Genomic DNA, 20,795 nt, shown 5'->3' on the forward strand with positions numbered 1-20,795 from the left:
ATCACCCTACTCTCCAGATTTCAACCCGATTGAGCTTTGGTGGTCACACCTTAAGTCTTTTTTACGACAGTTCTCTCCAACCACAACAAAAATGGTTGATACTTTGCTTGCTACTGCACTTGATTTAGTCAATCCAAAACACCTACGCAACTGGTTCACAAACTGCTGCTACTGTACTTCATGAACTTGCAATCTGCTGTAATCATGTTTGCTGCGATGGCATTGGGTGTCATTGGTTCGGCTGTAGGAGTGCAAGGAAGTTTCGACGGCAAGCTTCACTACTGCCTGCCGATTGAAGGTGGTTGTACCGAAAATGTTAGACCTGATTGGATGGGACTCCCTGCTGGAGCGATAAATGTGCGACGAACCCAAGGATCTGCGGGAGCGAAACTGCTTGGTTCATTCGTGTCAATCGCTGGCTTTGGAGTATCGATGACATTAGCGTGATCGCTTTTAGAGAAGGAATCAGAACAGCAGAAATACAAGACTATCTGGGATGCGGCTAGTTTACAAAAAGCAAAACTTCAAGCCCAGATTGAGTTTGAGGCATTTAATCAGAAAGCAATGTTAGAAGCCGCTGAAGTTGCTTACGCCACATTTGAGCCATACGAGCAACCGTTACTGGATGGGCATGACTCGCTCAATACCAGCAACATAATTGAACCGACCAAAACACCAGAGCAGCAGGTAAGTGTTCCTCCAACATCTGGTAGCCCGACAGAGGAAGGATTGTCAGGCACCATCCTAAACAAAGACTCAGAAACAATCGGCATGGCAATCTTAGATGGACTGGTGGGTTCTCGCCGCTCTACCCTGCTTGTAGGTAGCACCGGAGCAGGTAAGTCTGTTACCGAGGCATACCTTCTCTCTAAATTTCAACAGCGTTATCCAAATGCAGAAATCTGGGTGATCGCTCAAAAGAATGATTCTTTCGGTGGACTGGATAAAAAAAGCAGGGTAACGCTCTTTGACGCCCTTGACCCCACCGCTGCGCTCCAAACTATAGATCGCATTCACGGTATTTACGATAAACGCCGCAGGTTGCCCGAAAGCGCCAGAACCGACCTCAACCCAGTGCGGTTAATTCTTGCTGATTGGCTGAGTATCAATCAGGCACTAGAGGAATTAAAGAACGAAGAACCCGTTAAAAGCTCTAAATATTTAACCAAACTGGCAGACATCATTTACAACGGACGTGAGCTAAATGTCTGTTTGATTGTGGACTTACAGAGCTTCAATTTAGCTGCCATTGGAATGAAAGCAGACCGGAACAGTCGTAAAAACTTTAACCTCGTTGGATTGGGAAACTACTCAGTCGATGAGTTTGGCAGCATTAACGAATCTTACGGCGTGTTATCCAACATGATTGGGAATAAAGACATGGTTGCCGACGAGGATGAACGGTCAGTTTTGCTAGCAACATTCAAAGAACTCAAGCCAATATCCAAGGATAATCAGCGCCCAATTATCTTCACCACATTAGAACCTAGCCGGGTTGCTTTACTTCCAGATTTAATGCACTACAAGCCTGGTCAATCGGTACGGATAAAGTTAGAGGGATATACCCCTGAATACCTGAATCGAATTCTGAGTCTTGAGTTTGACATTGGTACTCCGGCACAAGAAGAAGTACCTGGTGAGACAGCAGAAGTCATTCATGACAATGCTCAAGCTAAGGAAGTTTTGAGAAGTTGGTTTGCAGGTAAAGGATGGGTAAAAATCGGCACTGCGCGAACAATGTGCAAGGCACTTCGCAACCTAACTAAAGATACAGATGAGGTGCGTTTGCTTATTAATGAACTCGTTCGAGCATCACTGGTGAACGTAAATGACGCTGACGAATTTAACGTGGATGTGACCTCCTGACCAGACGCGAGAACCCTGGTCAAAAGCGCTAAATTCAATATTCGGTCAGTTAGGTCAGAAACGGTCAGACCCTTATGCAATAAGAGTCATAGCGGTCATCACTTCCGGTAATATCCCTGACCTCTGACCTCTGACTGACCCATCCATGACCGTTCTGTGACCTACCTGTGACCAATAGGTTACTAACCTCAATAAAGAATAGGGATGAATAAGTTTGTTGCCCAATTAATTGAACTAATTATGCGCTCGCTCCCAGATTCATTCGTGGAAGAAATCAATGCCGCCAGCTTAGATGAGTTGGATGAGAGAGGGCTAATCATCTGGGCAGATGGAGACAGCGATGAGAACTAAAAGCCGCAGAAGAATCAAAAATCTTTCAATCGCCAGTTTATTGATCGCCTGTAGTTTCGTTTTCGGTTCCAATTGGGACTTCGCCTTTGTATTCCAATCGAGAACTCTGGGTTACTTGTGGAAGTAAAACAAGCCCATTGGCCTCTACAACCAGAATTTTAGCAGCAGATATGAGTTCAACCCACCTTGGCTGTTCGACAAGATTTATCAACCCAATTAATTAAAAATCAATGGAGACTGAAAGCCGTTCTCCGAGTTCTGAGTTTGAGCAGAGAATCGAAGCTCTCCGTAGAATTCCTCTAGAACCAATCGATTACTGCACTCGTTGGGTAGCTCTTAACCCGAATAAAGGCTACAGAAAGAGCTGTATTAACGCTTTAGCTAAAGCGACTGGATTGAGTTCTCACACGGTCAAGAATTGGGGAGCTAACTTTACCCGAAGACCCCAGAATCTCCCTCATCTACTCCGGCAACTTGACCTGCTCAATCAACCCCTTCAATTGGTGAAGACTGGAGCAATCACCCTTCCTCCCGACTTCCCACAACAGTAGTTGGTCGTGATTCAGTATCAGTTCTTGTGTTTGTTAATTCTTTCTAAGAAGTATGCTTTACCAATTTAGCAATTTTAACGTCTTTCAATTTTCCAAAACCAATGGTTTTTTAGTTTAAAAGTTTCCTGGCTATATGGTGAAGTATAGAAAGAAATATCTTTATTGTCTGACCTGTAAATAACGGTGTCACTCCTATCCATCCCATAGTCCTGCTGCCAGAACTTAATGATTGTTGTCTCTTTTTCTTTAGTAATTGTTACTCTTCCTCTGTTGGATTTGACACCCCCATTTGCCAGATAGTTATATTTGCAAGGAAGCTCAACACCAGAAGTCAGCTTTCCTGAATCTACTAAAGCGACTACCGCTTCAAAATCGGCTATTTTTGAATGAAAGCTGATTGGTGTAGTATAAGGAGTTTCGCTAAAAAAGACAGATGAGCAAATTACTAAACTCATTCCCCAAGGAATTAAAGCTTTTTTTCTTTCTCGTGCTTTGATGTGCTTCAAAAAAGAGAAATTGAGTCCGATTAACGCAGCTCCCGTCTTTAAATAAGTAAATGTTTTTGGAAGGAACGCCGCAAAAAAAACCCAGATAGGAATGCTAAGAATGCATAAAGTTGCTGCCCAAGCTACAGAATGCAATACGCCTAAAGTAATTTTTCGAGATGAATAGTTATCTGAATGCATTGACCACCAAGATGGCCATAGGCAAAGGAGAACAAAAAATAAATGAAAATCTCCCAAAAGCAGCAAAGATGTTAGGTGCCATTGGCTTAGCCACTCACTCCATTGGCAGCGAAAAAACTCAGGCAGTAATATTAATAAGCCGATAAACGCAACGATTCGCGAAAATATTTTAACTTGGGGAGTCAAAAATGACTGCTGATTGGATGCACCACCGGAACTATCATTCATGGTTTAGGCTGAAATCAAAAGAGAAAAGTATTTAGGACACCCTGTATTTCATCTGAAAAATATCTGGATGTTAAAATCCTACAAAGCTTCACTTAGATTTTCCGAAGCTAAGTTGTTGGAACTTACTTTTTGACACTATCTTTTATGCCCCTCAAGCTTTCCCAATCAACCCTAAGCGGTGAGAGGCTGTATCGCACATAGTATTTTTACTGAGTTTTGATTCAGCGTGCTTTTAATCAAGCTTTGAGATGAAGCTGGCTGAGGTAGATTGCACTCCAGTTCGTCCCCATTGGCACCCAGTCATTGAAAAGCCTCTGCTGTTTTTGAGCGACGGTTTCGCGATCATTGCCGACCCCAAGTGTGCATATAATTTTACTATTACGCACAGTTAGTCGCCGCATGTCTCATGTCAGTCACCCCCATCCGCAAATATCGTAATCTGAACTCGGCGTATAATTCGACGCGGTGTAAAAATGGATTCCGTCGCGCTCTAGAAGAAAATGAGCGCAGTCCGCTGACCATTCGCAACTATCTGTGCGACCTCGATGCTTTCATCCGATGGTTTGAATTCCAGCAGCAATCAGAATTTTTCCCAGAGTTAGTGACCGCAGTTGACTTGCGCGAGTACAAGCGCGATTTATCCCATTCCCTCAAACCCCAGAGTATCAACCGCAAGTTGACAACCATCAAGGTGTTTTTGAATTGGGCACTCTCCGCGGGGATGATTCCATCCGTTCCGAAAATCCCCAAAGTCGTGAAAGAAAATCGTCGGGGAATCCGTTGGCTCAATCGCAGCGAACAACAGGCATTACTCACCCGGGTAGAGCAGGGTGGTCTTGAGCGGGACTTGATTATTGTCAGATTACTATTGAATACCGGGCTGCGAGTTTCTGAGCTTTGCGACCTTCACTGGTCTGACATAAAAATCACACCCAACAAAGCAATTTTGATTGTGCAATCCGGGAAGGGGGCGAAACGTCGAGAGATTCCACTCAACCATGATGCTCGGTCAGCACTCATAGAAATCGGTTATTACAAAAATCGTGGAGCCGTAAGACCCATCTTTATTGGGCAGCGGGGGCAACTCACCCCTCGCGGTATCCAAAGTCTGATTGAAAAATACAAAGGAGATTTGGAAGATTTCTCGCCCCATTCTCTCCGGCATACCTTTTGTAAAAATTTAATTGACGCCGGTGTTGGATTGGAAATGGTTGCAGCTTTAGCTGGGCATGAAAGTCTGGAAACCACAAAGCGATACTGCGAACCTTCTCCAGAAGATTTAGCCCTAGCTGTAGCGCTAATTAGTCAGGAGGAGTAAATCAAGTCTTTATCCCAGCCTTGATTTTGCACTGCTAACAAGCAATGAATACCTCAGGTGGGACTCAATTCCACAAAACCCAAATCGCTATCAGGCTACATCTGTGGCTCTACTCGGTGATTGGGTACTTCGGGACAACGCTCAACTCGTTCTAGTTGATAGCCTTGTTTCTCTAACCGTTCCACAAATTCATTCGGGTCAGAGTTCGTTTCTGATTGAGGTGATGGTTGTGTCAATTGCCTAATTTTCTTGAGTTTAGCTTTCCGTCCCATTGGCTTGTTCCCTTTTAGTGATGCAATCACTTGGTCTAGCCGACCTTGAAGGTTGCGTAATCTGTCGGAATTTTCTTGTGGCTACTAATAATTGCAGTTGCGAATGACTGACTCAACATCTTTTATTTTAATTAGCCATCAATCTCATTGACTCCCCATGCGAACTCAACCCTACCTCCTCACCCTACTCACACTATTTACAGTCCTGACGCCTCAGCATGGGGTAAGTGCCACCTTAAGTCCTACTGAACTTTCAAGTAGGAATGAAACCCAAATTGTTCAAGCAGATGTTCTAGTGGCAGATTCATCCCGACAAGGCGAACCAGCAGCCCAAGCCAGAAGAGATAGATCGGAAAAAGCGAAAGCGCTGATTGCGATCGTTTTCGAGTTGATTTCATTGGGAAAAATTGACCAAGCCCTGCAAGCCGCTCACTCTATCCCAGTTGAATCTGCCAAAAATATTGTGTTGTCTGATATCGTTTATCGGTTGGCTGCATTGGGAAAAATTGACCAAGCCCTACAACTCGCTCAACAGATTCAAGATGAGCATTCTACAGGTGAAGCGTTGTCTAGGATCACTGGACACTTGGCTGTATCAGGAAAAATCGACCAAGCCCTAAAATTGGCTCAAACCATCCCAGATGAATCCTTTAAAAACTCAACGTTGTATGGCATCGCTGACTACTTAATCGCATCAGGAAAAATCGACCAAGCCCTAAAATTGGCTCAAGCTATTCCAGATGAATCCACCAAAGACGTGGCGTTGTCTGGCATCGTTTTCAAGTTGACTTCATTGGGCAATTTCGACCCCGCTGTTGCTCTGGAAGTTGCTCAACAGATTCAAGAAAAATCTTCCAAAGATTCAGCGTTATCTAACATCGTTTCTCTGTTGGCTGCATCGGGAAAAATCGACCAAGCCATACAAATAACCCAAACCATACCCGATGAATCCTCCAGAGCCTCAATGCTGTCTAGCATTGCTCAACAGTTGCTTTTATCGGGAAAAATCGACCAAGCCCTAAAACTCGCTCAAACCATCCCCGCTCAATCTGAAAAAGACTCAATATTGGATGATATCGTTGCCGAGTTGGCTGAATCGGGAAAAATCGACCAAGCCCTGCAACTGACTCAACAGATTCAAGCTCAATCTAGAAAAGACTCAGCGTTAGGTAGCATCGGTGAACGCTTAGTTTCATCGAAAAAGTTTGCTCAAGCCCTGCAAGTGGCTCAACAGATTCAAGATCAATCCTCCAAAAACTTAGGCTTGGTTAGCATCGTTGCCAAGTTGGCTGAATCGGGAAAAATCGACCAAGCTATACAACTGGCTCAACAGATTGAAGATCAATCCGCCAGAGACTCAGCGTTACGTAGCATTGCCGAACAATTCGCTGTATTGAAGAAATTCGACCAAGCCCTGCAACTGACTCAAGACATTAAAGATGAATCCTCCCAAGGGGCAACCTTGTTTTACATCGCTCAACAGTTGATTGAATCGGGAAAAATCGACCAAGCCTTGCAACTGGCTCAAGACATTAAAGATGAATCCTCCAAAGCCAGCGTGTTACATACCCTCGCTCTACAATTGGCTGAATCGGGAAATTTCGACCAAGCGATACAAGTCACGCAAACCTTGAAAAATAAATACGATCAAGCCGCGACATTGGCTCTGATCGCGCATGATTTAACATCAGATGGACAAACTGAATTAGCCTCGCGCATTTTAAACCAAGCCCTTGAAATGGTTACATCTTATTAGAGTAGTCTTCTAGCAAGGAAACCCAGTCGAAATACCGGGGCGTTGCTCGTGATGTGGTATTGTCCTAAGCCCTTGAGAACGCTCCATCTAAATTGAATAGGATGTCCGCGAGGTAAGTGTCCGCAAGCTACCGATGATATAACCATTGAGAAGTGGATTACCTGCTCCAAAACGGCGCAATGAATTAAGAAAGCTCTAGGAACCTGTCTTTGCTGACTCGCATCCGGTCGATTTAGATAGTAATTTGCACTTCATCTGTTAAATTATCAAGCATCACCAGTGTTTGATACCTTCCGATATCGTGTTGTTTGCCAAAAACGACTCTTTCTATCACACAGCTCTAACTCAGATGAGCAATCCAGGAATTCCATTGCGCGTCATCGCCGCTTACTCAGGACACCGGGACTTATCCCAACTGGCAGCGTACCTGGAAGTGAGGGACGAACAAATCTTGGGAGCCGCAGCCACCCTATCAATGCTCTCCCCAATAGTGGGGCAGGTCGGAATAGTCCTGTATGACGACCTAGATAACACTAAGGATTTCGAGTTGAATGATAATTTAGTGAAACCACAAAATAGGTAGCGAAAATAAAGTTTTAGGCGATTTCATTAACAGTTTCCCTATCTTTCACCCTCCTAGAATCCACTAACCTAAACGGTGGCGTTTTAGAGTTGTCCCAGTTTAATGCGGTGGTCGATTGAACAAAAAATTAGCAGCGGCTTTGTGATCGCACTCATGCGACAAAAGGCGATCACCCGAATAGCAGTTGCAGCAGTAAATTGAAGCGTGGCAACTGATGCCGTTAATTGATCGCGGCGTGACGTGTGCCCTAAACCAGATACTGAAGATGACGCAAGTTGAGTACTCGCCCAGTTGACCCTGTGCTACCGTTAAGTTACATTAAATAACGGTTGCCCGATTTAAAATATAGATGCCGAAGATTGTTGACCATGAGCAATATCGCAAAGAGTTGCTCCACAAGTGCTTTGACCTGTTTGCCCAGAAAGGATACGCTTCCATCACAACTCGACAGATTGCTAAAGAGTTGGGCGTATCAACCGGAACACTCTACTACTACTTCCCACGCAAGGAGGATATGTTTGAGCAACTGGTTGAAGAAATGAGTCAAGAGTATCTCCAAATCTTCGCCAGCGAATTAAAAGACGGGCAAACGCTATCGGAGCGATTTGAGGCACTCGCCAACTTCGCAGTTAGGTACGAAGACCGTCTGATTAAAGACATCTGTATGATGGTTGATTTTTGTCAGCAGCAAGGTATCGAGGCAGTTCGCAATAACCCAGCCTTTGAACGAATCAGACAACGGGACAGGCAGGCTTTTGCCGACTTGTTTGGAATTTCAGACCTTGCCCTTGCAGACTTTGTGATGAGTCAACTTATGGGCTTGATGTTAATGCGCTTGGAAGGGAATGACATCCCAATTTTCGAGCAAGTCACACTCCTTGGAAAAATGTTGATTAATTATATAGAAAAATGAAAAACTCAATCATCCTGCAACGGCTAAAGCCTCTTAATCGCTGGACGAGCGCACTTATTGTTTCGGGAATTGCCATCACAAGTGGCTCACTCTACTACAGCATTTCTCAGTTTGGACAAAAGCCTGCCGAACCTGTGGCACCGGCTGCACCGACTATTCAGCCAATCACAGCGTTGGGACGACTAGAACCCGCCTCAGAAGTAGTGCGAGTGGCTGCCCCAGCAACGCTAAATAATGATCGGGTAGCTCAACTGCTGGTTAAGCGAGGCGATCGCGTCCAGGCAGGTCAGGAGATTGCGATTCTCGATAGTCGTGATCGCTTGCAAATGGCTTTACTTGAGGCGCAGTCGCGAGTTAGCACAGCTCAAGCAAGACTGGCTCAAGTCAAAGCAGGGGCAAAATCTGGAGAGATTGCCGCTCAGCAAGCCGAAATTACTCGTCTTCAAGAAGAGTTGCGGGGCGAAATGGCGACTCAATCCGCCATTATTGCTCGTCGGCAATCTGAGGTTAATGTCGCACAGGCAGACTATAACCGCTATCTAGGTTTGTATCGGGAGGGGGCGCTCTCGGCGTCCACCTTGACCAAAGGCGACTCACGTTGGAAACGGTACAGGCACAACTTAACGAAGCTAAAGCCAGTCAGAATCGCACGACTGACACGTTGCGTGCCCAGACTAATCGAGCTAGGGCTACTCTAAACCAGATTGCCGAAGTTCGCCCTGAAGATATCCAGGTGGCGCAAACGGAGGTAAATCAAGCAGTTGCAGCAGTTAAACGGGCTGAGGCTGAGTTGAAAGAGGCAACCATTCGCGCACCGATCGCAGGGCAAGTTCTGGAAGTTTATACCCAATCCGGTGAGGCGATCGCTGACGAAGGTATTGTTGACCTGGGAAAGACTGACCCAATGGAAGTGGTTGCAGAAATCTACCAGAGTGACATTGGCAAGATTCGCAGCGGTCAATCAGCGATCGTTACTGGTGAGGGGATTTCTGGAGAACTGCGGGGAACAGTTCGCCAAGTTGGGTTGCAAGTCAGCCAGCAAAAAGTCTTCAGCAATCAGCCCGGACAGAACCTCGATCGCCGTGTCGTTGAGGTCAGAATTCGCCTCAATTCAAAGGATAGTCAACAAGTGGCAAGCCTAACCAACTTGCAGGTACAGGTCGCCATTCAACCGCAAGTGAGTTTGAAGTAAAAAATAACGGTCGCCCGATATCTAAACTTTGTGCTTGCGTGTCATCACAGAAACCTACACCAGGAAATGAATACTATGCTTCAAGGCACATATCTAATTCTTTGCATTCTGGGAATTGCTTTACCCTACTCCCAATTCATCCCATTTCTACTTGAAAATGGACTTGATTTAGAACGTTTCTTTGAGCAGCTTTTTATCAATCGAATTTCTGCGTTCTTTGGTATGGATGTCCTGGTTTCATCTCTTGCTCTGTGGACATTTGTGTGGGTTGAAGGTTCACGACTCAAAATGAAAAACTTGTGGATTTATATCGCCAGTAGTTTAATAGTTGGGGTTTCGTTAGCACTACCGCTGTTTCTCCTCGTGCGGCAACGCAAGCTTGAAGAAACCACTCCATTAGATCAAATAGTTTAGTCTTAAAGATGCTCTTGCTTTAACCAAGCTCCCAGTCATTTTCTGCTCTCCAACTTTATACTCTCTTAGTTCAAATACTCAACTTATGTTGCGTAAACTACTTCGCAAAACACCTCTAGCCTGGTTACAGGTGAAGCGAGAAAAAACCCGCTTCTTTGTTGCCTTAGCTGGAATTGGCTTCGCCGATATCCTGATGTTTTTCCAGCTTGGACTGATGGAGTCTGCCTATGTTTCTGCTACGGGGATGCACTACAGGCTACGTGGCGACCTGTTCTTGCTAAATTCTGTGTCCGATAACGTGCAGACTATCAAACCCTTCTCGCGTTCCAGGTTATTTCAAGCAGCAGGCACAGACGGCGTAGCTTCTATTAATTCTCTCTATCTAGGAATCGGAAGATGGCGTAATCCTGCTAATCGAACCTTCTGGCAGGTACAAATTTATGGTTTCAACCCCAGTAACCCAGCAATGGATGTGCCAGATGCTGCACCTGAATTGAATAAACTCAAGATGTTGAATTATGTACTTTATGACCAGGCAGCGCGACCCGATCTGGGTAATGTTGCTAGTCAACTTCAGCAATCTAAACCGCTTCCAGCTCAACTGAATGACTTACAAATTCAAGTCACTGGTGTCTTCACAATGGGAGCCTCTTTCTCAGCTGATGGCAATTTGATTGTGAGTGACTCTAGTTTCTTGCGTCTGTTTCCAGAACGCCAAGCCGATGATATCGATGTCGGTCTAATTACGTTGAAACTGGGTGCAGATATCGAGCAAGTGCAAGCAAATATAAAAGCCAAATTGCCGAATGATGTGCTGGTTCTGACCAAAGAAGAATTTGTCCAACGGGAGAGAAACTATTGGAGTCAAGTTAGTCCGATCGGCGTTATCTTTGGCTTCGGAACTATCGTGGGATTTTTGGTGGGAACGGTAATTGTTTATCAGATTCTTTACTCTGATGTTTCCGATCACCTACCCGAATACGCCACGCTCAAAGCAATGGGTTACGGTGATCGCTTCTTAGTTGGTATTTTGCTTCAAGAGGCTTTGATTCTGGCAATCCTGGGTTTTATGCCGGGATTCGTGATTTCACTTGGGCTTTACGGACTAATAGCACAAGCGACGCTACTTCCCGTCAAGATGTCGCTGGATCGTCTGGTACTCGTGTTGTCTTTGACGCTTGTAATGTGCATTGCATCGGGAGCGATCGCAATGAGGAAATTACAGGCTGCTGACCCAGCTGATATTTTCTAACTTCACACAATTAATAACCTTAACCCTCATATAAAACCCTGATGTAATGGTGAACACGCTTATAGCTCCTCTGGTTGCGATCGCAGCCCTTGACAGCCTCAATCCAACTGCAACGGCAATTCAGGTTTACCTGCTCAGCACTCCAAAACCGATTGCTCGTTCCGTGTTATTTATCCTTGGTGTCTTTTTGGCCTATTGGGCGGCTGGGTTGCTCATCGTTCTTGGTTTTGGCAAGGTAATTACAACCTTGATGAGCAGTGCAGGTTCATTTTTGTCAAACCCAATTATCTATGTCCTCCAATTCATCATTGGCGCTGTGATGCTTGCCGTTGGCTGGACACTAAACACGGCTAACGAGCAGAAAGCTGTAAAACATCCGAAAAATATTAAACCGACTTATGCCTTTTTACTTGGACTTGGCGTAACCTTTTGGGAATTTCCAACAGCGCTTCCCTATCTAGCAGCACTCGAACGAGTGATTCAAGCAAGACTCGATCTACTTCCCATTATGAGTGTTTTGGGTATCTACAACGTCGTGTTCGTTCTGCCCCTAATTATTTTGCTGGGGATTTACATTGTATTTCAAGAGTCGGCTGCTGCTCGGTTGAATGCCATCAACCGCTCAATTAACAAGTTTGCCCCTAAAATTCTGCGCGTCATTTTGATTTGCCTTGGTGCAGTCCTCATCGTTGATTGCGTTGCCTACTTGTTTGGTCATCCTTTTTTGCCTTCATAACTTTAACAATTACCCTATCCCTAACTAAGCCGCTATGCAAACTCTAAAGTCCTCAGATTCTACTCAGTTTTCCAGCAGTGAACCTGTTATTTCTATTCACCAGCTCAATCACTATTTTGGTGAAGGAGAACTGCGAAAACAAGCGCTATTTGATATCAATCTCGACATCCATTCGGGAGAGATTGTGATTATGACTGGACCATCAGGGTCTGGTAAAACGACGCTGCTAACGCTAATGGGAGGCCTACGTTCAGCACAGGAAGGTAGCTTGAAAATTCTGGGGCAAGAAATGAATGGAGCGAGTAAAAACGAGATGAGGTTAGTGCGACAGCAAATTGGCTATATTTTCCAAGCACACAACCTGTTAACTTTCCTTACAGCTAAGCAGAATGTGCGAATGTCTCTAGAGCTACACGATCGCTATCTAGACCAAAATATGGATGAGATAGCAACCGATATTCTCAAGACAGTCGGTTTAGGAAATCGTGTTGATTACTACACCGATAATCTATCTGAGGACAAAAGCAACGAGTAGCGATCGCGCGTGCTTTGGTAAGTCATCCGAAAATTGTTCTAGCAGACGAACCTATCGCTGCACTGGATAAAAAATCAGGACGAGATGTGGTAGAAATGATGCAGAAATTGGCAAAGGAACAAGGCTGCACTATTTTGCTAGTGACGCATGATAATCGGATTTTGGATATTGCCGATCGCATTGTTTATATGGAAGATGGTCGCTTGGCCACCAACCCTGATGCTGTTGCACTCGTGGAATAGCGATCGCTTTCGCTTATCGATCGCTATTCACTATCGCTAACCCATCGTACAAATAATTAATCCCGCCTACTTAGATCGTATTGTTGGGCTACTGTAAGTCACGGTACATGATTACACGTTGATCAATGGGCAATCCAGCCTCAGCTTCTTTACGCCTGAGCTGCTGAAAACCAACGGTGAGTTCAACCTCAGCCAAAATCTGAAACCCAAGTTTTGCATAGAACGGTGCGTTCCACTCAATGTCACGAAAGGTCGATAACAAAATCCGGCGATAGTCCTGGCGTTTTGCCCACACACAAACTGCCTCGACAAGTTCACGTCCAATGCCTCTACGTCCATAAGATGGATGTACGTCAATTTGTTGTAGATAAGCGTTTCCATCAACATCCTGCGCGATCGCATACCCTACAGACGTATCAAGATCGTCTACAGCAACCCATACCCGTCCGGCTCGAAACTGTTGGGTTACGAAGTCTAACGAGAGGGGTTCAGCATCAATCACAAAGGCGTAAGGCGTGTCAACAAACAAGGTTGCTGCGGCTCGTTCGATCTGGGCCAGCGTTGCTAAATCCTCAATTCGAGCGGCTCGAATCTTGTAGCCTGGGAAAGGAGTTTTCATAGAATGTCGAGATCCATACCTGATGACAAAACTTTTAATGCGGTTTTAGTAAACTCACTTGTGGCTTCGCTGACCAATACGTTTGTCTGGTTTGCAGTCACGTTTTGGGTGTATCTTCAAACCAAATCTGTACTGGCTACATCGGTCATGGCAGGTGTGTATCTCGTGACAGTCGCCATCTCTGGATTTTTCCTCGGCTCTCTGGTTGATCGATATAAAAAGAAAATAGCAATGATGCTTTCAAGCATCTGTTCTCTGTTTTTATACCTACTCGCCTACATCATTTTTATTTCTACAGAGCCATCGGTCTTTACCGATCCTTCAAGCGTCATTCTTTGGGTATTCATTATCCTCGCACTAGTTGGTGCGATTGCTGGAAATTTACGCGCGATCGCGCTTTCAACACTCGTGACGATCTTAATCCCGGATGCAAAACGAGATCGGGCAAACGGTCTGGTTGGTACTGCAAATGGCGTATCATTCCTCGTTGCTTCTATATTTAGCGGTCTGGCAATCGGTTTTCTCGGCGTATTTTGGATGCTGATTTTTGCGATTGGACTGACCATTCTCGTGATTATCCATTTATGGACAGTATCCATTCCTGAACCGGGAATCATTCATGTTGATGGTCAAACGAACCGTATTGATATTCCCGGAACGATTCAAGCCATACATCTTGTCCCCGGACTTTTCGCACTGATTTTTTTCAATAGCTTCAACAACTTCTTAGGCGGAGTCTTCATGTCCCTAATGGATGCCTATGGCTTGTCTCTCGTTTCGGTACAAGTCTGGGGCGTTTTGTGGGGGTTCTTGAGCTTAGGATTCATCGTTGGCGGGTTAGTTGTCGCCAAGAAAGGCTTAGGAAAAAATCCACTCCGAACGCTCTTTCTGTCCAATATTGTCATGTGGACGATTGCTATTTTCTTTACGATTCAGGCATCTATCGTCCTGCTGACGAGTTGTTTATTTGTTTACTTATGCCTGATTCCGGTGGTGGAAGCTTCAGAACAAACCATCATCCAAGCCGTAATACCTCCTGAACGTCAGGGGCGCGTATTCGGGTTCGCTCAAAGTGTTGAACAAGCAGCATCGCCCCTAACTGCATTTATGGTCGGTCCGCTCGCCCAATTCATCTTCATCCCCTTTATGACCACGGGCGCAGGTGTGGAGCTGCTGGGTAATTGGTTTGGCACCGGAACCGATCGAGGCATTGCGCTTTTATTTACAGTGACTGGAGCGATCGGACTAATCGTCACATTAATAGCGATGCGGTCACGTTCGTATAGAAAATTATCAGCGAATTATCAGAAGCACTAGAAGGATATGGAATTACGAACAGAATCATTGTTCAATTGATGAACACAAAGTTTTGATCGCTCCCCATAATTTGTCTAATCTGCGCCGAATTTCTTTTTCAATTGGGCAACCAAATTGCAGCAGTAGCAATCCCCACTTTAGTGCTGCAATTCACCGTTTATGAGACAAGTTTCTGAGGTTGATACAACGCACCTCAAACCTAGTATTGCCGTATCTCATAACCCATCTTTTTATCTGTGTCTCGTAAACCACTGAATAGATTGTGAAAGATTTCAGTCGTTTAACTGAGTAATTCACCTAGTCGGGGGATTTGCAATTACGAAAATTCGTTTAGCAGCTTTGTCTAGAAAGGAGTATCGCTCACTGACAAATAGCCTTTAGTTCTACAGATTTAGAAAATTTACAAATCACCTTATCTAATCCGTAAAAAATTTGAAGTTTAGGTGATAATAGCATATCTGCCAATCTCAGCGAAAGTACCGAGATCACAGCTTCATACAAACTTTATATTTTTTTTAAAGCTCTAATTGATTCCAATAGCCATAAATCAAGCAATTGAAGTAATAATAAGCTTCTAAAAATAATTCATAGGAAAATAAAGTTCCTGTTAAACTACGAAAAATTCCGGATGGGAAGCGTAGATATATACAGACAAGCCTCACTGGAATACCTGAAAGCAACACGAAATAAATTGGTCTAGTCGCATTGGGTGCTTTTGGTATGGTTTTAGTCGCGAAGCGCAAGCAGCAACAGGAAGTATAGTTCAACGAATCACGTTAATTCCCTCTTTTTTTTCTAACCTTTGTAATTGTGGAGTTATGCATTATATGGCAATTTCAATCATCCTGAAAAAGCTATTTATCGCTACATCTGGTGCAGCTTTGCTAGTTCTGAGTCTTGGAGGTACAGTACAAGCTAAAACTTTCACCTTTAACACATCAGACAGTCCGTTTACCCCAGGAGTTGATAATCAAGGGTGGTGGAACAAGATCCCTGTCATTGGTAATACCAATACTACTAACGATAATTACTATGTTGGTAAAAACCCTCAATATGGTGAGGTTAGAAACTTTTTCACATTTGATCTGTCGTCACTTTTAGCGACAGAAACTGTCATTTCGGCTAGGTTGGAACTCAAGCGCAATTCGAGTGCAGGAGATGCCACAGAAACCTTTGGTTTATTCGATGTTTCAACCGATGCTGCCACCTTGAACAACAACACTGGTATGAATGCAGAAATTTTTGATGATCTGGGAACAGGTAAAAGCTACGGCGCATTTGAAGTGACTACCGATGGAGACTTTAATGAAATTCTCAGTTTCACTCTTAACTCAGCTGCAATTGCAGATATCAGTGCTAGTAAAGGCAGCTTTTTCTCAATTGGCGGTGCATTGTTAAGTCTTAACAATTCTGAATTCCATGAGTTTCTATTTGGTGACAGTCAAGATGCGGGTGAGCAACGGCTGATTATTGAGACCGCTCCGAAAACTACCTCAGTTCCTGAACCTGCTTCTGTATTGGGTTTGCTGAGCGTAGCGGCTTTTGGGGCTGGATCAGCTGTAAAGCACAAGCAGCAACAGAAGGTCTAGGCTAACCTCAGTTTGGGATAAGCATTGGTAGACTCAGAAAACCTGAAGTAGGCTGAGAAGGAAAGTTGCAAGCCGAGAGCGTAGTTGGTGATTGTGGATAGAAATTGATGGAGAAGCGTCAAGAAAGGGGGGGCAAGTAAGCTGAAAAATATACAGAGATATTCAGCAACCCCCGTTAACAGCCCAGTTTAGATGCTTTGTCTTGCCAAATAGATGACTTTTGTCAAAAATTTGAACCGCAGTGGCAGCAAAAGGTTACGCTTTGCATGACCTCAAGACTCGGAAGCGAGAACGAAGTTTATGCCTGAGTGCAGTGATGACGATTCTAGTTGCTTTTCACCAAAATCATTATCGCAACTTCAAGCACTACTACAGCAGTTTGCAGGTAGATAGAGTACAAGCTATCCCCAGGGGGAGAAGCGCTTTACATCTACACCTGTACTTTACTTACTTGCAAACTGCTGTATCTTGGCTATTTTGCGTGTACTGGCGAACAGAGTTTCCGGGTCTGGCCAGCCGTTTATAAGACAAATTAAAGCATCATTTTTATTCGCTCAAGATGCCTAAGTTTCATGTTTCAGAAGTCGTCTTTTTATTCTGGCTAACTGGCAGGTTCGGTCGGCGTACTCCAATAATGATTGCAGCTTAAGCAATTCCATCTTCGCTTTTTATACTTCAACCCTTTGCTATGAACCTTTACTCCTCCACAAGCTGGGCATGGAGGTTTAATTAGGTTGGGTTGTGGAGATGACTTTGCTTCCGCTGGTAATTTTCGATTGGCTGCGCGCATCTCGTTAAGTTCGTCATCTTGCAACTTAACTACCTGTTGAGTCATGTCTAACTGGTGGAAGATATCATCTCTATCGGCCTTAGTCTCAGCCAGCTTCTTCCTTACCTCCGCAAGCTTGGTTCTCAGTTCCTTGCTCTCCATGACTGCCTTTGTTCCTGCACTTTGCCTGAGAGATTTGTTCTCCTCTCTCAGGCGATTGACTCCCCCAACTGTTGCTCTACCTCGTCTAAACGATTTTCTATGCTAGACACTAGCACTAGACGTGATTCTAGTACTGCTAGACGCGACTCTATTGCTGTCGCTATTTGAGGAGATACAGCAGCTTCATCGCCCCATCCCAGCGCTGCTTTGAGGGCATTAATTACAAATTGATTGACGCTGGTATCCTGCTCCAATGCCGCCACTTTGACAGCTTCATATAAATCTTTATGCCCATCCAGACGCAGGTTTAGCTGAATCCTCTCTTTACCATTGCTCATACTATTTTTCTTGTACTAGACATTTAACTAGACAATGGCTAGCACAAAGTCTAGCAAATGTCTAGTTAGCGTCTAGCGCTTTGTCTAGTTAAATGTCTAGTTGATTGTCTAAATACTCAAAATCAAATTAAGCCAAAACACCCTCTTAGCTGAGTAGTTTGTCCCAGCAAAAGACTTCCCTAAATGGGACGATTAATGGGACACTTTTCCGACGCTGGAAAGACCATCCTAGTCGCTGATTTTTTAGGGGTTTAAATGGGACAGCTAAAGCCGTATCGGGTTGCAATTTATTGTCGCGTTTCCACAGAAGAGCAAAGTTGCGATCGCCAAGAAAGAGACTTGGATAGTTATGCACAACTATCCGGTTTTGAAGTCGTAGCAGTTTACAAGGAAACCGCATCAGGGGCAAAAGACGACCGACCCGAACGAAAAAAAGTGATGGCGCTCGCTCAGGCACGAAAAATTGATGCCATCATCGTCTCTGAATTAAGCCGATGGGGTCGCTCAACCCCTGACATTCTCAGCACCCTCGATGAATTACGAACTCGGAAAGTTTCACTACTGGCTCAATCTGGATTGGAATTTGATTTAACCACCCCCCAAGGAAAATTAATTGCCACCCTACTGGCAGGATTAGCAGAGTTTGAACGCGACCTAATCCGAGACCAGGTTTGCTCCGGAATGGCGGCAGCTAAATCGAGAGGTACAAGATTTGGCAGACAACCGGGGTACATTCCGGCTCAAGTCCGAGAAAAAGAATCAAAGGCGCTAGAGCTAATACAGCAAGGACTGTCCTACCGGAAAGTAGCCGAGGAGCTGGGGCTTTCAAAAAACACCGTGATGAGAATTGTGCGAGATTCGCAAGAAGCAATGCTCAACCAAAAATAAACTTTAATAACGCGATCACAATGTATTCTTAAATTTGATACGATCACTTGCTCTCATCTGTCGGGTTGAAGGACAAAGCCGAACACATATCACTGTTTTGCAATACACTGATTAAGTTTAACCAGCACAAGGATAAACAATTAGTAATAACGACCATGAGCTTGTATTAACTTGATTATTTCTCAGCTCATCGTTAGAAATGTAGTTAAGTAAACTTTTAATCTTCTTAAAAGTTAATGGTTAGCCAATTAAAAGATGTTACTGGATCTCGCGGAGAAAATATTGTTGAACTATGTTTGACGGATTACCAAGCATTTTCCAAGTCACTCTTCAATCCTGCCTTTTTAGGTGATAAATGGCCAGCTATTGAGTTCTTTGTTGAATTGAATGATGTTCCGGGGAAACGACTATATTTTTTTGCTCAAGTGAAAACAACTACTTCTGCACTACATACTTTACATTTAGAGATTTCGAGTAAGCGAAAGGACATTGAACGGCTTTTAGAGATTCCTGGACCAACGTATATTCTTGGAGTTCACGAACCGTCAAGCCGGGTATTCGCCATATCCGTCCATACTGGTGTTGCTGTTAAAGCAATTACCAAAATTCCCTTGGCGTATGAACTTACAAACCCGAACCTCCAGACAAGCCCGAACCTCCAGAAGTTGCATGATGAAGTTCGCACTTATTGGTCTACTACTAACCATAAACCTACAACCTCAGTATTTACATAATTATGAAGCAATCCCAGGCAAATATAAATGGGCGAAGAGCTGAGCTTATTGCAGAACTTTTTTTCCAAGAATTAAAGGCATTATTTGTTTCGCAACCAACCACTGATATAGGTTTTGATTTGTTTGTTGCTTTTGAAAATTCTGAAGGAGGCATTAATAGTTACATAGTTCAAATTAAAGCTACAGAACAACCAGTTTTAGCTCATTTTTCAATTTCAGAGAAACAATACAGATATCTAGCATATTCAAATATTCCAGCTATGTTACTGGTTGTAGACGTTAAGCGGAATAAACTTTATTACGCATGGCTTAAGCCTAAAGATAGTAGGGAAGATAAAGTAGTTGCCACCATCAAAATTCCAGTTAGAGAGATAAATGATGACGTAAAAGAAGAATTACGCAGGTATCTATCAAAGCATCACAAAATTGAAGCAGGTTAAGATTTCCGCATTCAAAACCTACTAATTACTTAAATATCTTTTTTTTTAAGTACCAATTGGTACTTAAGTTTAGATGTAATATTTTTAGGGCATGGAAACTGTGATCGCTAGATTTAAAGAGAAGGGGTAATCGCTTTCAGTTTTTTAAAACTAAGCACATATTTCGCGTGAGAAGTAGCGCAACCTATCGTAAGAGAAGCGGTAGGAAGACCCAGATACAATGGCTCCTGCCCTGGAGGGTAGTTAGTTCTAGCTTGATTTATATTAATAAAAAGCTAGAACTAAACACCATCTAGAAACTCCTCAATTTCAGACAGCCTCTCTTTTATTTCTCTTAAGCGCGTCCGTGTTTGAGTTAGTCTATTCCGCCGCTCAATCCCTAATCGCCCTTCAATATTGCGGGGGTCATCGCTGTGGGAGAGATGAATCACCTTCACTTTTTGCGATCGCTCCGCTGGTTCAAAGAGTTGCTCTTTCGCTGTCAATTTATTGTAAAAATAAGGTCCACTCGGACGCTTAACAGAATACTCATGAGCTTCTACTGACTCAGGCACGACATAAACGTTCTGAAATTGATTTAATTGTTCTTTCACCGATTCAAGCAATTCCTCAATTTCAGATATTAAATCAGGGATGTTAAAGTCTTCAAGAGATTGTGGATTCCCGCGACTCATCAACATCATAATTGCTGCTTGTGTCCGAGTAATCCGAATAGTTTCTTCTCGTTGTTCTCTGACTCGAACCAATTCAATTAATTCATCGGCGTCATATTCAAAGACCGCGCCACAAACGTAATAATTGGGGCAGTCTTTGGGTTGTAGCCCTGGGGACTGCATCATCGATCCGCAGGAAAATCCAAATCCACATTTCTTCGGCATAGCCCACCTCGTTGCTAGTTCTAGTTTTACAAATAATTTTAGAGCTAGAACAAACAACAAGTTACTTCACCTACTGGAGTTCAGAGTTGAAACCACCCTATTTTTAATCAAGCGCCAAATGGCACTTGGATGGATTTGGACGCGATCGCACCACCAGCGATGCCGA

The 20,795-nt window shown here is 44.0% G+C and carries 20 protein-coding genes and 4 pseudogenes; 19 read left to right on the forward strand and 5 right to left on the reverse strand.

Features of this window, described 5'->3' with window-relative positions:
* Positions 1–180 precede the first annotated feature (180 nt).
* The 4 genes from NDI44_RS27930 (at position 181) to NDI44_RS27945 (ending at position 2,768) form a co-directional block, all read left to right on the forward strand.
* Complete coding sequence (locus tag NDI44_RS27930; protein WP_190416280.1) at positions 181–447, forward strand: hypothetical protein; 267 nt, start codon at positions 181–183, stop codon at positions 445–447.
* Positions 448–564: 117 nt separating this feature from the next.
* Complete coding sequence (locus NDI44_RS27935; RefSeq protein ID WP_190416281.1) at positions 565–1,866, forward strand: hypothetical protein; 1,302 nt, start codon at positions 565–567, stop codon at positions 1,864–1,866.
* A 204-nt stretch (positions 1,867–2,070) separates the two neighbouring features.
* Positions 2,071–2,217, forward strand: coding sequence for a hypothetical protein (locus tag NDI44_RS27940; RefSeq protein WP_190416282.1), 147 nt, complete (start codon positions 2,071–2,073; stop codon positions 2,215–2,217).
* Between the two features lie 230 nt (positions 2,218–2,447).
* The gene (locus tag NDI44_RS27945) at positions 2,448–2,768 is read left to right on the forward strand and encodes a hypothetical protein (protein WP_190416283.1); all 321 of its coding nucleotides are present in this window, start codon (positions 2,448–2,450) and stop codon (positions 2,766–2,768) included.
* Positions 2,769–2,842: 74 nt separating this feature from the next.
* Here the strand turns inward: NDI44_RS27945 and NDI44_RS27950 are convergent, their stop codons facing one another.
* Positions 2,843–3,682 (reverse strand): hypothetical protein, encoded by an 840-nt coding sequence (locus NDI44_RS27950; RefSeq protein WP_190416284.1) that lies wholly within the window; start codon positions 3,680–3,682, stop codon positions 2,843–2,845.
* Positions 3,683–4,088: 406 nt separating this feature from the next.
* Here NDI44_RS27950 and NDI44_RS27955 point away from each other — a divergent pair, with 406 nt between their 5' ends.
* On the forward strand, positions 4,089–5,000 hold the full coding sequence (locus NDI44_RS27955; RefSeq protein WP_190416285.1) for a tyrosine-type recombinase/integrase: 912 nt from the start codon (positions 4,089–4,091) through the stop codon (positions 4,998–5,000).
* Positions 5,001–5,095: 95 nt separating this feature from the next.
* On the opposite strand, the gene NDI44_RS27960 is transcribed toward NDI44_RS27955, so the two are convergent.
* A complete protein-coding gene (locus NDI44_RS27960) occupies positions 5,096–5,236 on the reverse strand; it encodes a hypothetical protein (protein ID WP_348235338.1) in 141 nt (46 codons plus the stop codon).
* A 193-nt stretch (positions 5,237–5,429) separates the two neighbouring features.
* On the opposite strand from NDI44_RS27960, the gene NDI44_RS27965 reads away from it, so the two are divergent.
* The 8 genes and pseudogenes from NDI44_RS27965 (at position 5,430) to NDI44_RS28000 (ending at position 12,895) form a co-directional block, all read left to right on the forward strand.
* On the forward strand, positions 5,430–7,028 hold the full coding sequence (locus NDI44_RS27965) for a hypothetical protein (protein WP_190416287.1): 1,599 nt from the start codon (positions 5,430–5,432) through the stop codon (positions 7,026–7,028).
* A 322-nt stretch (positions 7,029–7,350) separates the two neighbouring features.
* Positions 7,351–7,611: pseudogene (locus NDI44_RS27970) on the forward strand (site-specific integrase); the annotation flags it as partial.
* Positions 7,612–7,960: 349 nt separating this feature from the next.
* Complete coding sequence (locus NDI44_RS27975) at positions 7,961–8,524, forward strand: TetR/AcrR family transcriptional regulator (RefSeq protein WP_190416288.1); 564 nt, start codon at positions 7,961–7,963, stop codon at positions 8,522–8,524.
* Positions 8,521–9,716, forward strand: a pseudogene (locus NDI44_RS27980) (ABC exporter membrane fusion protein). Before NDI44_RS27975 ends, NDI44_RS27980 begins: the two are co-directional and overlap by 4 nt.
* Before the next feature lie 75 nt (positions 9,717–9,791).
* Positions 9,792–10,130, forward strand: a complete 339-nt coding sequence (locus tag NDI44_RS27985) for a DUF2834 domain-containing protein (RefSeq protein ID WP_190416289.1) — start codon at positions 9,792–9,794, stop codon at positions 10,128–10,130.
* Positions 10,131–10,215: 85 nt separating this feature from the next.
* Positions 10,216–11,382, forward strand: a complete 1,167-nt coding sequence (devC, locus tag NDI44_RS27990) for an ABC transporter permease DevC (protein ID WP_190416290.1) — start codon at positions 10,216–10,218, stop codon at positions 11,380–11,382.
* A gap of 46 nt (positions 11,383–11,428) precedes the next feature.
* Positions 11,429–12,118, forward strand: coding sequence for a GAP family protein (locus NDI44_RS27995; RefSeq protein ID WP_190416291.1), 690 nt, complete (start codon positions 11,429–11,431; stop codon positions 12,116–12,118).
* Between the two features lie 34 nt (positions 12,119–12,152).
* Positions 12,153–12,895: pseudogene (locus NDI44_RS28000) on the forward strand (DevA family ABC transporter ATP-binding protein).
* 88 nt (positions 12,896–12,983) lie between these two features.
* Here NDI44_RS28000 and NDI44_RS28005 read toward each other — a convergent pair.
* Complete coding sequence (locus NDI44_RS28005) at positions 12,984–13,514, reverse strand: GNAT family N-acetyltransferase (protein ID WP_190416292.1); 531 nt, start codon at positions 13,512–13,514, stop codon at positions 12,984–12,986.
* Between the two features lie 3 nt (positions 13,515–13,517).
* On the opposite strand from NDI44_RS28005, the gene NDI44_RS28010 reads away from it, so the two are divergent.
* The 3 genes and pseudogenes from NDI44_RS28010 to NDI44_RS28020 all read left to right on the forward strand — a co-directional run.
* Entirely contained in the window at positions 13,518–14,831 is a 1,314-nt protein-coding gene (locus tag NDI44_RS28010) for an MFS transporter (protein ID WP_190416293.1), read from the forward strand.
* Positions 14,832–15,658: 827 nt separating this feature from the next.
* Complete coding sequence (locus NDI44_RS28015; RefSeq protein WP_199299622.1) at positions 15,659–16,420, forward strand: PEP-CTERM sorting domain-containing protein; 762 nt, start codon at positions 15,659–15,661, stop codon at positions 16,418–16,420.
* A 197-nt stretch (positions 16,421–16,617) separates the two neighbouring features.
* Positions 16,618–16,793, forward strand: a pseudogene (locus tag NDI44_RS28020) (IS982 family transposase); the annotation flags it as partial.
* A gap of 605 nt (positions 16,794–17,398) precedes the next feature.
* Here NDI44_RS28020 and NDI44_RS28025 read toward each other — a convergent pair.
* Positions 17,399–17,689 (reverse strand): toxin-antitoxin system HicB family antitoxin, encoded by a 291-nt coding sequence (locus NDI44_RS28025; protein ID WP_190416295.1) that lies wholly within the window; start codon positions 17,687–17,689, stop codon positions 17,399–17,401.
* A gap of 255 nt (positions 17,690–17,944) precedes the next feature.
* On the opposite strand from NDI44_RS28025, the gene NDI44_RS28030 reads away from it, so the two are divergent.
* The 3 genes from NDI44_RS28030 to NDI44_RS28040 all read left to right on the forward strand — a co-directional run bounded on the left by NDI44_RS28030 (position 17,945) and on the right by NDI44_RS28040 (position 19,751).
* On the forward strand, positions 17,945–18,577 hold the full coding sequence (locus NDI44_RS28030; RefSeq protein ID WP_190416296.1) for a recombinase family protein: 633 nt from the start codon (positions 17,945–17,947) through the stop codon (positions 18,575–18,577).
* 236 nt (positions 18,578–18,813) lie between these two features.
* On the forward strand, positions 18,814–19,311 hold the full coding sequence (locus NDI44_RS28035) for a hypothetical protein (protein ID WP_190416297.1): 498 nt from the start codon (positions 18,814–18,816) through the stop codon (positions 19,309–19,311).
* A 2-nt stretch (positions 19,312–19,313) separates the two neighbouring features.
* Entirely contained in the window at positions 19,314–19,751 is a 438-nt protein-coding gene (locus NDI44_RS28040) for a DUF4365 domain-containing protein (protein ID WP_190416298.1), read from the forward strand.
* Positions 19,752–20,032: 281 nt separating this feature from the next.
* On the opposite strand, the gene NDI44_RS28045 is transcribed toward NDI44_RS28040, so the two are convergent.
* On the reverse strand, positions 20,033–20,590 hold the full coding sequence (locus NDI44_RS28045; RefSeq protein ID WP_348235339.1) for a hypothetical protein: 558 nt from the start codon (positions 20,588–20,590) through the stop codon (positions 20,033–20,035).
* Between the last annotated feature and the right edge of the window lie 205 nt (positions 20,591–20,795).

This window comes from Trichocoleus sp. DQ-A3, from assembly GCF_039961975.1.
In the GTDB taxonomy this organism is placed as follows: domain Bacteria; phylum Cyanobacteriota; class Cyanobacteriia; order Cyanobacteriales; family FACHB-T130; genus FACHB-T130.